General features: G+C 50.3%; 22 protein-coding genes. All 22 read right to left on the bottom strand.

Translation table 11 applies throughout. The features are described 5' to 3' along the window. Position 1 precedes the first annotated feature (1 nt). On the bottom strand, positions 2-502 hold the full coding sequence (gene rpsE, locus BTJ39_RS22905) for a 30S ribosomal protein S5 (RefSeq protein WP_078004998.1): 501 nt from the start codon (positions 500-502) through the stop codon (positions 2-4). 14 nt (positions 503-516) lie between these two features. Continuing rightward, the gene (rplR, locus tag BTJ39_RS22900; protein WP_078004997.1) at positions 517-870 is read right to left on the bottom strand and encodes a 50S ribosomal protein L18; all 354 of its coding nucleotides are present in this window, start codon (positions 868-870) and stop codon (positions 517-519) included. A gap of 9 nt (positions 871-879) precedes the next feature. After that, positions 880-1413 (bottom strand): 50S ribosomal protein L6, encoded by a 534-nt coding sequence (gene rplF / locus BTJ39_RS22895; protein WP_078004996.1) that lies wholly within the window; start codon positions 1411-1413, stop codon positions 880-882. A 12-nt stretch (positions 1414-1425) separates the two neighbouring features. Further along, positions 1426-1818: a 30S ribosomal protein S8 gene (gene rpsH / locus BTJ39_RS22890; RefSeq protein ID WP_078004995.1), complete on the bottom strand. Its 393-nt coding sequence runs from the start codon at positions 1816-1818 to the stop codon at positions 1426-1428. 33 nt (positions 1819-1851) lie between these two features. Next, positions 1852-2157: a 30S ribosomal protein S14 gene (gene rpsN / locus BTJ39_RS22885; RefSeq protein WP_075183634.1), complete on the bottom strand. Its 306-nt coding sequence runs from the start codon at positions 2155-2157 to the stop codon at positions 1852-1854. A 10-nt stretch (positions 2158-2167) separates the two neighbouring features. Beyond that, positions 2168-2707, bottom strand: coding sequence for a 50S ribosomal protein L5 (rplE, locus tag BTJ39_RS22880; protein ID WP_078004994.1), 540 nt, complete (start codon positions 2705-2707; stop codon positions 2168-2170). A 14-nt stretch (positions 2708-2721) separates the two neighbouring features. After that, positions 2722-3036, bottom strand: coding sequence for a 50S ribosomal protein L24 (rplX, locus tag BTJ39_RS22875; protein WP_078004993.1), 315 nt, complete (start codon positions 3034-3036; stop codon positions 2722-2724). Positions 3037-3046: 10 nt separating this feature from the next. After that, the gene (gene rplN / locus BTJ39_RS22870; RefSeq protein ID WP_078004992.1) at positions 3047-3418 is read right to left on the bottom strand and encodes a 50S ribosomal protein L14; all 372 of its coding nucleotides are present in this window, start codon (positions 3416-3418) and stop codon (positions 3047-3049) included. Between the two features lie 166 nt (positions 3419-3584). Next, positions 3585-3839, bottom strand: a complete 255-nt coding sequence (gene rpsQ / locus BTJ39_RS22865) for a 30S ribosomal protein S17 (protein ID WP_078004991.1) — start codon at positions 3837-3839, stop codon at positions 3585-3587. Then, positions 3839-4030: a 50S ribosomal protein L29 gene (gene rpmC / locus BTJ39_RS22860; RefSeq protein ID WP_078004990.1), complete on the bottom strand. Its 192-nt coding sequence runs from the start codon at positions 4028-4030 to the stop codon at positions 3839-3841. The genes rpsQ and rpmC overlap by 1 nt, the downstream gene beginning before the upstream one ends. Further along, complete coding sequence (gene rplP / locus BTJ39_RS22855) at positions 4030-4440, bottom strand: 50S ribosomal protein L16 (RefSeq protein ID WP_008927134.1); 411 nt, start codon at positions 4438-4440, stop codon at positions 4030-4032. The genes rpmC and rplP overlap by 1 nt, the downstream gene beginning before the upstream one ends. Before the next feature lie 12 nt (positions 4441-4452). After that, positions 4453-5151 carry a 30S ribosomal protein S3 gene (gene rpsC, locus BTJ39_RS22850; protein ID WP_078004989.1) on the bottom strand — a complete coding sequence of 233 codons (699 nt, stop codon included), beginning with the start codon at positions 5149-5151 and terminating at the stop codon, positions 4453-4455. A gap of 17 nt (positions 5152-5168) precedes the next feature. After that, positions 5169-5501 carry a 50S ribosomal protein L22 gene (gene rplV, locus BTJ39_RS22845; protein WP_078004988.1) on the bottom strand — a complete coding sequence of 111 codons (333 nt, stop codon included), beginning with the start codon at positions 5499-5501 and terminating at the stop codon, positions 5169-5171. Positions 5502-5515: 14 nt separating this feature from the next. After that, a complete protein-coding gene (rpsS, locus tag BTJ39_RS22840) occupies positions 5516-5794 on the bottom strand; it encodes a 30S ribosomal protein S19 (protein ID WP_001138115.1) in 279 nt (92 codons plus the stop codon). A 16-nt stretch (positions 5795-5810) separates the two neighbouring features. Next, on the bottom strand, positions 5811-6632 hold the full coding sequence (rplB, locus tag BTJ39_RS22835; protein WP_078004987.1) for a 50S ribosomal protein L2: 822 nt from the start codon (positions 6630-6632) through the stop codon (positions 5811-5813). A 17-nt stretch (positions 6633-6649) separates the two neighbouring features. Continuing rightward, the gene (gene rplW / locus BTJ39_RS22830) at positions 6650-6952 is read right to left on the bottom strand and encodes a 50S ribosomal protein L23 (RefSeq protein ID WP_078004986.1); all 303 of its coding nucleotides are present in this window, start codon (positions 6950-6952) and stop codon (positions 6650-6652) included. Further along, entirely contained in the window at positions 6949-7554 is a 606-nt protein-coding gene (rplD, locus tag BTJ39_RS22825; RefSeq protein ID WP_078004985.1) for a 50S ribosomal protein L4, read from the bottom strand. The genes rplW and rplD overlap by 4 nt, the downstream gene beginning before the upstream one ends. A 10-nt stretch (positions 7555-7564) precedes the next feature. Then, positions 7565-8194: a 50S ribosomal protein L3 gene (gene rplC / locus BTJ39_RS22820; protein WP_078004984.1), complete on the bottom strand. Its 630-nt coding sequence runs from the start codon at positions 8192-8194 to the stop codon at positions 7565-7567. A 32-nt stretch (positions 8195-8226) separates the two neighbouring features. Then, positions 8227-8538, bottom strand: coding sequence for a 30S ribosomal protein S10 (gene rpsJ / locus BTJ39_RS22815; RefSeq protein WP_001181005.1), 312 nt, complete (start codon positions 8536-8538; stop codon positions 8227-8229). Between the two features lie 311 nt (positions 8539-8849). Continuing rightward, entirely contained in the window at positions 8850-9326 is a 477-nt protein-coding gene (gene bfr, locus BTJ39_RS22810) for a bacterioferritin (RefSeq protein ID WP_078004983.1), read from the bottom strand. 143 nt (positions 9327-9469) lie between these two features. Beyond that, on the bottom strand, positions 9470-9664 hold the full coding sequence (gene bfd, locus BTJ39_RS22805; protein WP_078004982.1) for a bacterioferritin-associated ferredoxin: 195 nt from the start codon (positions 9662-9664) through the stop codon (positions 9470-9472). Between the two features lie 173 nt (positions 9665-9837). Continuing rightward, on the bottom strand, positions 9838-9983 hold a 146-nt coding region (locus BTJ39_RS22800; protein ID WP_479684394.1), incomplete at its 5' end, for an EF-Tu C-terminal domain-related protein.

Here is a 9983-nt window from a genome sequence, read left to right as displayed (position 1 = left end):
ATTACCCCAGAATTTCTTCAACGGATTTACCACGCTTGGCAGCGACCATTTCAGGGGAGTTCATGTTGGCCAGGCCATCAATAGTTGCACGCACCACGTTGATCGGGTTAGTGGAACCATAGGCTTTAGCCAGAACGTTATGAACCCCTGCAACTTCCAGAACGGCGCGCATTGCACCACCGGCGATGATACCGGTACCTTCGGAAGCTGGCTGCATGAATACGCGAGACCCTGTGTGAACACCTTTAACCGGGTGCTGCAGAGTACCGCCAGTCAGCGCGACATTAATCATATTGCGACGGGCTTTTTCCATCGCTTTCTGGATGGCTGCCGGCACTTCACGCGCTTTACCGTAACCAAAACCGATGCGGCCGTTACCGTCACCTACCACAGTCAGTGCTGTGAAGGAGAAAATACGACCACCTTTTACGGTTTTAGATACACGGTTTACCGCGATCAGCTTTTCCTGCAGTTCACCAGCTTGTTTCTCGATGTGTGCCATCTTAGACCTCTACCTTAGAACTGAAGGCCAGCTTCACGAGCAGCATCTGCCAGTGCCTGGACGCGACCATGATATTGGAAACCGGAACGATCGAAAGAAACACCTTTAATGCCTTTTTCGATAGCGCGCTCTGCAATAGCTTTACCTACAGCAATAGCGGCGTCTTTGTTACCGGTACTCTTCAGTTGTTCAGAAATAGCTTTTTCTACAGTAGAAGCAGCAACCAGAACTTCGGAACCGTTCGGTGCAATCACCTGTGCGTAAATATGACGCGGAGTACGATGTACTACCAGGCGGGTTGCACCAAGCTCTTTGAGCTTGCGACGTGCGCGGGTCGCACGACGGATACGAGCAGATTTCTTATCCATAGTGTTACCTTACTTCTTCTTAGCCTCTTTGGTACGCACGACTTCGTCGGCGTAACGAACACCCTTGCCTTTGTAAGGCTCAGGACGACGGTAGGCGCGCAGGTCAGCAGCAACCTGGCCGATCAGCTGTTTATCAGCGCCTTTCAGCACGATTTCAGTCTGAGTCGGACACTCTGCAGTGATCCCCGCCGGCAGCTGATGCTCAACAGGATGTGATAAACCCAGAGACAGGTTTACTGCACTTCCTTTGATCGCTGCGCGATAACCTACACCAACCAGCTGCAGCTTCTTAGTGAAGCCTTCGGTAACACCGATTACCATACCGTTAAGCAGCGCACGTGCGGTACCCGCCTGTGCCCAACCATCTGCATAACCATCGCGCGGACCAAAGGTCAGTGCGTTGTCAGCATGCTTAACTTCTACGGCATCATTGATAGTACGAGTCAGCTCGCCGTTTTTACCTTTGATCGAAATAACCTGACCGTTGAGTTTTACCTCTACGCCGGCAGGAACAACGACCGGTGCTTTAGCAACACGAGACATTTTTTCCTCCGATTAAGCTACGTAGCAGATAATTTCGCCGCCAAGACCAGCATGGCGGGCTGCACGATCGGTCATAACACCTTTAGAGGTAGAAATTACAGCAATACCCAGACCGGCCATAACTTTTGGCAGCTCATCTTTTTTCTTATAGATGCGCAGGCCCGGGCGGCTAACACGCTGGATGCTTTCTACGACTGCCTTGCCCTGGAAATACTTCAGAGTAACTTCCAGTTCAGGCTTGATGTCGCCTTCGATTTTGAAATCTTCAATATAACCTTCTTCCTTCAGCACGTTGGCAATTGCCACTTTCAGCTTGGAGGAAGGCATGGTGACCGCAACTTTGTTCGCGGCCTGACCGTTGCGGATACGGGTCAGCATATCCGCGATCGGATCTTGCATGCTCATCTGTCTTTACTCCCGTGATTCAATTGGTGACAATTACCAGCTAGCCTTTTTAAGACCCGGGATTTCACCGCGCATAGCGGCTTCACGGACCTTAATACGGCTCAACCCGAACTTCCGCAGGAAAGCGTGCGGACGACCAGTTTGACGGCAGCGGTTACGCTGACGAGACGGGCTGGAATCACGCGGCAGAGTCTGCAGCTTCAGAACGGCATTCCAACGATCTTCATCAGAAGCGTTCACATCAGAAATGATAGCTTTCAGTTCAGCGCGTTTTGCGAAGAACTTGTCTGCTAATTTCACACGCTTGACTTCGCGTGCTTTCATGGATTGCTTAGCCATTTAGTAACCCTTACTTGCGGAACGGGAAGTCAAAGGCAGTCAGCAGAGCACGGCCTTCATCGTCAGATTTCGCAGTAGTGGTAATGGTAATATCCAAACCACGAACGCGATCGACCTTGTCATAGTCGATTTCTGGGAAAATGATCTGCTCACGTACGCCCATGCTGTAGTTACCACGACCGTCGAAAGACTTCGCGGAAAGACCACGAAAGTCACGGATACGCGGAACAGCGATAGAGATCAGACGCTCAAAGAACTCCCACATGCGTTCGCCACGCAGAGTTACTTTACAGCCGATCGGATAGCCCTGACGGATTTTGAAGCCTGCAACAGATTTGCGAGCTTTGGTGATCAACGGTTTTTGACCGGAGATTGCTGCCAGGTCAGCTGCTGCATTATCCAGCAGTTTTTTGTCAGCGATCGCTTCACCAACACCCATGTTCAGGGTGATCTTCTCGACCCGAGGGACTTGCATGACAGAAGCGTAGCCAAACTCTTTCATGAGTTTATTTACTACTTCGTCTTTGTAGTAATCATGCAGTTTCGCCATCGTACTACTCCAAATTACTTGATAGTTTCGCTGTTAGATTTGAAAAAGCGGACTTTTTTGCCGTCTTCAAACCTAAAGCCTACACGGTCAGCCTTGCCAGTTGCCGTATTGAAGAGCGCTACGTTGGAAACCTGAATTGCAGCTTCTTTTTCAACGATGCCACCTGGTTGGTTCAGAGCCGGAACCGGCTTCTGGTGTTTCTTAACCAGGTTGATACCTTCAATAATGACCTTACCAGAAGACAGGACATTCTTAACTTTACCGCGCTTACCTTTGTCTTTACCGGTCAGCACGATAACTTCGTCGTTACAACGGATTTTCGCTGCCATTGTTCGCTCCTTAGAGTACTTCTGGTGCCAGAGAGATAATTTTCATGAACTTTTCGTTACGCAGTTCACGAGTTACCGGCCCAAAAATACGCGTTCCGATAGGCTGCTCGCTGTTATTGTTCAGAATAACGCATGCGTTACCATCGAAGCGAATGACAGAACCGTCCGGGCGACGAACACCCTTCCTGGTGCGCACCACTACCGCCTTCAGGACATCACCTTTCTTAACTTTACCGCGAGGAATTGCTTCCTTGATGGTAACTTTAATGATGTCGCCGACGCCTGCGTAGCGACGGTGCGAGCCACCCAGAACCTTGATACACATTACGCTACGTGCGCCGGAGTTGTCGGCCACGTCCAGCATAGTCTGTTCTTGGATCATTTTAGTGCTCCGCTAATGTCAACTACTACTTCGAGACCCAGAAACGGGTCGTTTGAAATCCCCATAATTGAGGGCGCAGCATTATAACACCGCTTCTCGCAGATGGGTAGAAAAAATAAACGGCCCTTGCAGGCCGTTTATCACTTTTTTAGAGAGGCAGATTCTATTACAGAACTGCTTTCTCTACAACGCGCACTAACGTCCAGGATTTCGTCTTTGAAAGAGGACGGCATTCGCGGATTTCAACCACGTCACCGATACCACATTCATTGTTTTCGTCATGGATGTGCAGCTTTGTCGTACGCTTGATGAACTTACCGTAAATCGGGTGCTTCACGAAACGTTCGATAGCAACAACAGCAGATTTCTGCATTTTGTCACTAACAACACGACCCTGCAGAGTACGGATTTTATCGGACATTACGCACCCGCCTTCTCAGTCAGTAAAGTCTTAACGCGTGCAACATCACGGCGAACTTGTTTCAGCAGATGGCTCTGCTGCAGTTGACCAGATGATGCTTGCATGCGCAGGTTAAACTGCTCACGCAGCAGGTTAAGCAGCTCAGTGTTCAGCTCTTCAACGCTTTTTTCACGCAGCTCAGTTGCTTTCATTACATCACCGTCTTAGTTACAAAGGTGGTTTTGATAGGCAGTTTTGCTGCTGCCAGCTTGAATGCCTCACGGGCCAGCTCTTCCGGCACACCGTCCATTTCATACAGGACTTTACCAGGCTGGATCAGGGCAACCCAATACTCAACGTTACCCTTACCTTTACCCATACGCACTTCCAGCGGCTTCTCGGTAATCGGTTTGTCCGGGAATACACGGATCCAGATTTTACCTTGACGCTTAACTGCACGGGTCATAGCACGACGTGCTGCTTCGATCTGACGGGCAGTCAGACGACCACGGCCAACAGCTTTCAGACCGAAAGTGCCGAAGCTAACATCCGTACCGGCAGCCAGACCGCGGTTACGGCCTTTGTGCACTTTACGGAATTTTGTACGCTTTGGTTGTAACATCAGCGACTCTCCTTACTTACGGCCTTTACGCTGCTGCTTTTTCGGTTGAGCAGCCTGTTCAGGTTGTTCAACAGCAGCCATACCACCCAGGATCTCACCTTTGAAGATCCATACCTTAACGCCGATTACACCATAAGTGGTGTGCGCTTCAGAGGTGTTGTAGTCAATGTCAGCACGCAGAGTGTGCAGCGGTACGCGACCTTCGCGGTACCATTCGGTACGTGCGATTTCCGCGCCGCCCAGACGGCCGCTAACTTCAACTTTGATACCTTTAGCGCCAAGACGCATGGCGTTCTGAACAGCACGCTTCATCGCACGACGGAACATCACGCGACGCTCCAGCTGTGAAGTGATGCTATCAGCAACCAGTTTTGCGTCCAGTTCCGGTTTACGGACTTCAGCGATGTTGATCTGTGCAGGAACGCCAGCGATATCCGCTACGCCCTTACGCAGTTTTTCGACGTCTTCGCCTTTCTTACCGATAACGATACCAGGGCGAGCGGTGTGAATAGTCACACGGATGCTCTTAGCCGGACGCTCGATAACAATGCGCGATACAGACGCTTTTGCCAGTTCTTTGTTCAGGTACTGGCGAACTTTAAAATCGCTGTCCAGGTTGTCAGCGAATTCTTTGGTATTGGCGAACCAGGTAGAGTTCCAGGGTTTAACAATACCCAGTCGAATACCATTAGGATGTACTTTCTGACCCATTGCTAGTCTCCAGAGTCTTAGCGATCGGACACAACCACAGTAATGTGGCTGGTGCGCTTCAGAATGCGATCTGCACGACCTTTAGCACGTGGCATGATGCGTTTCATGGTCGGACCTTCGTCAACGAAGATTTTCGTGACTTTCAGATCGTCAATGTCAGCGCCATCGTTGTGCTCGGCGTTAGCAATGGCAGATTCCAGGACTTTCTTGACCAGTACAGCCGCTTTCTTATTGGTGTACGTCAGAATGTCCAGAGCCTGCGACACTTTCTTACCGCGAACGAGATCCGCAACAAGGCGAACCTTCTGCGCAGAAGAACGAGCATGGCGATGTTTAGCGATAGTTTCCATCTCTTCCTCCTGGCTTATTTCTTCTTGGCTTTTTTATCAGCCGCGTGACCGCGATAAGTACGTGTCGGCGCGAATTCACCCAGTTTATGACCGACCATTTCATCGGAAACAAAAACAGGAACGTGCTGACGACCATTATGGACAGCGATGGTCAAACCGATCATGTTTGGAAAGATCGTTGAACGACGGGACCAGGTGCGCAGGGGCTTCTTGTCACCGCTTTCCACCGCTTTCTCTACCTTCTTCAGCAAGTGCAGGTCAATAAAAGGACCTTTCTTGAGAGAACGTGGCATGGCTTATCCTCTATAATTATTTGCTACGGCGACGTACGATAAATTTATCAGTACGCTTGTTGCTGCGGGTCTTCTTACCTTTGGTCTGAACGCCCCACGGAGTTACCGGGTGCTTACCAAAGTTACGACCTTCACCACCACCATGCGGGTGATCTACCGGGTTCATCGCAGTACCGCGAACGGTAGGACGAATACCACGCCAACGGGAAGCACCAGCTTTACCCAGAACGCGCAGCATATGCTCAGCGTTACCGACTTCACCCAGGGTGGCGCGGCAGTCAGATTCGACTTTACGCATTTCACCAGAGCGCAGACGCAGGGTAACGTAGGAACCTTCACGCGCAACGATCTGCACGTAAGTACCAGCAGAGCGAGCCAGCTGGCCGCCTTTACCTGGTTTCATTTCCACGTTGTGAACGGTAGAACCAACCGGGATGTTGCGCATCGGCAGGGTGTTACCTGCTTTGATTGCAGCATCAACGCCAGACTGGATCTGGTCGCCAGCTTTCAGGCCTTTAGGGGCCAGGATGTAACGACGCTCGCCGTCTTTGTACAGAACCAGTGCGATATTCGCAGAACGGTTCGGATCGTACTCAAGACGTTCAACAACTGCCGGGATACCGTCTTTGTTGCGTTTGAAGTCAACGATACGGTAAGCCTGTTTGTGACCACCACCGATATGACGGGTAGTGATACGACCGTTGTTGTTACGACCGCCAGATTTGCTGTTTTTTTCCAGCAGCGGGGCAAAAGGTTTGCCCTTGTGCAGCTCTGGGTTCACCACTTTAACAACGTGGCGACGACCCGGAGATGTCGGTTTACATTTAACAATTGCCATTGTTTCTCTCCTCCGACTTACTCTGCGCCGCCGACGAAGTCCAGATTCTGGCCTTCTTTCAGGGTGACGTAAGCTTTTTTCCAGTCGCTACGACGACCAATACGCTGTCCGTGACGCTTAACTTTACCCTTCATGATCAGGGTGTTTACGTCTTTAACTTCAACTTCGAACAGTTGCTGTACGGCAGTTTTGATTTCTGCCTTGGTCGCGTCTTTTGCAACTTTGAGAACGATGGTGTTAGTTTTTTCCATCGCAGTAGACGCTTTTTCAGATACATGCGGCGCGCGCAGTACTTTTAGCAGACGTTCTTCACGGATCATGCCAGCATCTCCTCAACTTGCTTAACTGCATCAGCAGTCATAACGACTTTGTCGAAGGCGATCAGGCTAACCGGATCGATGCCAGTTGCATCACGCACGTCAACCTTGTACAGGTTGCGCGCTGCCAGGAACAGATTCTCATCCAGTTCACCGGTGATGATCAGCACGTCTTCCAGCGCCATGTCTTTCAGTTTCTGTGCCAGCAGCTTAGTTTTCGGAGCTTCAACAGAAAACGTCTCGACAACAATCAGGCGGTCCTGACGTACCAGTTCGGACAGAATGCTTTTCAGCGCGCCGCGGTACATCTTTTTGTTAACTTTTTGACTGTGGTCCTGAGGCTTCGCAGCGAAGGTCACGCCGCCTGAACGCCAGATCGGGCTCTTGATAGAACCTGAACGCGCACGGCCTGTACCTTTCTGGCGCCACGGTTTTTTACCGGAACCGGTTACTTCAGCACGGGTCTTCTGAGCACGAGTACCCTGACGAGCACCTGCAGCGTATGCAACTACAACCTGGTGTACCAGCGCTTCGTTGAAATCACGACCGAAGGTAGTTTCGGAAACAGTCAGCGCGCTTTGCGCGTCTTTCAATACTAATTCCATTGCTATCCCCTTACGCCTTCACAGCTGGTTTAACGATCAGGTCGCCGCCGGTTGCTCCCGGGACTGCACCTTTAACCAGCAGCAGGTTGCGCTCAGCGTCAACGCGTACTACTTCCAGGCTCTGAACGGTCACACGCTCATTACCCATCTGACCTGCCATTTTTTTACCCTTGAACACTTTGCCCGGAGTCTGGTTCTGACCGATAGAACCCGGAACGCGGTGAGACAGGGAGTTACCGTGAGTCGCGTCCTGGGTACGGAAGTTCCAGCGCTTAACGGTACCGGCGAAACCTTTACCTTTAGAGGTACCGGTTACGTCTACTTTTTTAACTTCAGCGAAAATTTCAACACTGATGCTCTGGCCAACGGAGAAATCATCACCTTCAACGGTGCGGAATTCCCAGGCGCCACGGCCAGCTTCAACGCCAGCTTTAGCAAAGTGACCTGCTTCCGGTTTCGTTACACGGCTGGCTTTCTTGGTGCCAGTGGTAACCTGGATAGCAGTGTAGCCGTCGTTCTCCAGGCCTTTGACCTGAGTTACGCGGTTCGCTTCAATTTCGATTACGGTGACAGGGATAGAAACGCCGTCTTCTGTGAAGATACGGGTCATACCCACTTTTTTACCGACTAAACCAATCATTGTATCAACCTCTCAATCGCTCGATGACCTGATTAACCCAGGCTGATCTGCACGTCTACGCCGGCAGCCAGATCCAGACGCATCAGAGCATCAACGGTTTTCTCAGTTGGCTCAACGATGTCCACTAAACGCTTATGAGTGCGGATTTCGTACTGATCGCGCGCGTCTTTGTTAACGTGCGGAGAAATCAGAACGGTAAAGCGCTCTTTGCGGGTCGGCAGCGGGATCGGACCACGAACCTGCGCACCAGTGCGCTTGGCAGTCTCAACGATTTCCGCGGTTGATTGATCGATCAGACGATGATCAAACGCTTTAAGACGAATACGGATTCTTTGGTTCTGCATGAGACCAGAGCTCCAACTATTTATAAACGAAAAAAATTACTCCTCACACCCATTACGATTGATGGGGGAGTGTAATCGTTCAGCTATAACCCCCATATCGGGAGTATTGTAGGTGTCCGCAAATTGCGGCCGACCAGCGATTCAGCCAGAATCGCGCCTGCAATATCTGCAAGCCCGCGCATTATACGTGGATCTGTGTGGAAAGCAACCGCCCGCGCGCAAAGAATCTGTATATAAAAACGACAGGCCTGAGTCCCGGCCTGTCGTTACTGGCAAAGCATCGCGGTTAACCCCACGGGCAAAAAAACCGCTTACTCCTGCTGCTTAATTTGCGCCTGCAGGTAATTCTGAATGCCCAGTTTTTTCACCAAATCCAGCTCGGTTTCCAGCCAGTCGATGTGATGCTCTTCATCAGCAAGGATCTCAATCATCATGTCGCGGCTGACGTAGTCATGAACTTTATCTGCGTAAGCAATCGCCTCCCGGAGGTCTTTCGCGCCCTCCAGCTCAAGCGTTAAGTCCGACGCTAGCATCTCCTCGACATCTTCGCCAATCCGCAGCCGGCCGAGGTCCTGTAAATTAGGCACGCCTTCCAGAAACAGGATGCGCTCGATATATTTATCAGCATGCTTCATCTCATCAATAGACTCATGGTATTCAACATCGTTGAGACGCATTAACCCCCAGTTTTTAAACATGCGCGCATGCAAAAAATATTGGTTAATCGCAACCAGTTCATTACCGAGTAATTTATTGAGATGGGTTATGATTTTGTTATCACCCTTCATAGTACTTCCTCCGCTTCCAGTTTAATTAGAGCGTAGATGCGGTTAGCAGGAAGTCAAAAAGACATGACAAAAAGCATGGGTTTTATCCTGTCAGGGCAGGAAAACCAACGCTAATCCAGGTCGTGGAAGGATAACCGGGCTTATCAGGCAATCTCTTTATAGGGCGGTAAATTCTGCAACTCTTCGTGCATGATTTCCCGGGCAGCACGGATGCATTTTCCGCATTGTTTGCCAACGGGCACCAGCTGACGTAAATGTTGAATAGAGGTGGGCTGATAGCGGCGGACAGCATCGCGAATGGTTTTATCACTGACGGCATTGCATAAACAAACGTACATATAACTACGGCTCCCGATCGCTTTATGAGCAATATATTAAATGCGAACGGTTATTATTACAAACAATAAAAAATTATCATTCCCTTTCCTGAGCCTGAATTTGCGTATAAAAAAAGAGCGCCGAAGCGCTCTTTTTTACGACTAACGGGATAACCCGTTAAGTATTATCGCAATTAAGCGATAACTTTAGCTACAACGCCCGCGCCAACGGTACGGCCGCCTTCGCGAATTGCGAAACGCAGACCGTCGTCCATGGCGATCGGGTGGATCAGCTCAACATTCATTTTGATGTTGTCGCCTGGCATTACCATCTCTACGC

The sequence above is a fragment of the Izhakiella australiensis genome, from assembly GCF_002006995.1.
GTDB classification, from domain to species: domain Bacteria; phylum Pseudomonadota; class Gammaproteobacteria; order Enterobacterales; family Enterobacteriaceae; genus Izhakiella; species Izhakiella australiensis.
Note: the sequence above shows the minus strand (reverse complement) of the source record. Positions and strands in the feature narration are given on the sequence as shown.

Excerpts from the sequence above, each read along its gene's own strand:
- rplP (WP_008927134.1), bottom strand. The coding sequence starts at position 4,440 with ATGTTACAACCAAAGCGTACAAAATTCCGTAAAGTGCACAAAGGCCGT.
- rplN (WP_078004992.1), bottom strand. The coding sequence starts at position 3,418 with ATGATCCAAGAACAGACTATGCTGGACGTGGCCGACAACTCCGGCGCA.
- rpsH (WP_078004995.1), bottom strand. The coding sequence starts at position 1,818 with ATGAGCATGCAAGATCCGATCGCGGATATGCTGACCCGTATCCGCAAC.
- rpsE (WP_078004998.1), bottom strand. The coding sequence starts at position 502 with ATGGCACACATCGAGAAACAAGCTGGTGAACTGCAGGAAAAGCTGATC.
- rplW (WP_078004986.1), bottom strand. The coding sequence starts at position 6,952 with ATGATCCGTGAAGAACGTCTGCTAAAAGTACTGCGCGCGCCGCATGTA.
- rplE (WP_078004994.1), bottom strand. The coding sequence starts at position 2,707 with ATGGCGAAACTGCATGATTACTACAAAGACGAAGTAGTAAATAAACTC.
- bfr (WP_078004983.1), bottom strand. The coding sequence starts at position 9,326 with ATGAAGGGTGATAACAAAATCATAACCCATCTCAATAAATTACTCGGT.
- bfd (WP_078004982.1), bottom strand. The coding sequence starts at position 9,664 with ATGTACGTTTGTTTATGCAATGCCGTCAGTGATAAAACCATTCGCGAT.
- rpsQ (WP_078004991.1), bottom strand. The coding sequence starts at position 3,839 with ATGTCCGATAAAATCCGTACTCTGCAGGGTCGTGTTGTTAGTGACAAA.
- rpsS (WP_001138115.1), bottom strand. The coding sequence starts at position 5,794 with ATGCCACGTTCTCTCAAGAAAGGTCCTTTTATTGACCTGCACTTGCTG.
- rplB (WP_078004987.1), bottom strand. The coding sequence starts at position 6,632 with ATGGCAATTGTTAAATGTAAACCGACATCTCCGGGTCGTCGCCACGTT.
- rpsN (WP_075183634.1), bottom strand. The coding sequence starts at position 2,157 with ATGGCTAAGCAATCCATGAAAGCACGCGAAGTCAAGCGTGTGAAATTA.
- rplD (WP_078004985.1), bottom strand. The coding sequence starts at position 7,554 with ATGGAATTAGTATTGAAAGACGCGCAAAGCGCGCTGACTGTTTCCGAA.
- rplR (WP_078004997.1), bottom strand. The coding sequence starts at position 870 with ATGGATAAGAAATCTGCTCGTATCCGTCGTGCGACCCGCGCACGTCGC.
- rpmC (WP_078004990.1), bottom strand. The coding sequence starts at position 4,030 with ATGAAAGCAACTGAGCTGCGTGAAAAAAGCGTTGAAGAGCTGAACACT.
- rpsJ (WP_001181005.1), bottom strand. The coding sequence starts at position 8,538 with ATGCAGAACCAAAGAATCCGTATTCGTCTTAAAGCGTTTGATCATCGT.
- rplV (WP_078004988.1), bottom strand. The coding sequence starts at position 5,501 with ATGGAAACTATCGCTAAACATCGCCATGCTCGTTCTTCTGCGCAGAAG.
- rplF (WP_078004996.1), bottom strand. The coding sequence starts at position 1,413 with ATGTCTCGTGTTGCTAAAGCACCGGTCGTTGTTCCTGCCGGCGTAGAG.
- rpsC (WP_078004989.1), bottom strand. The coding sequence starts at position 5,151 with ATGGGTCAGAAAGTACATCCTAATGGTATTCGACTGGGTATTGTTAAA.
- rplC (WP_078004984.1), bottom strand. The coding sequence starts at position 8,194 with ATGATTGGTTTAGTCGGTAAAAAAGTGGGTATGACCCGTATCTTCACA.
- rplX (WP_078004993.1), bottom strand. The coding sequence starts at position 3,036 with ATGGCAGCGAAAATCCGTTGTAACGACGAAGTTATCGTGCTGACCGGT.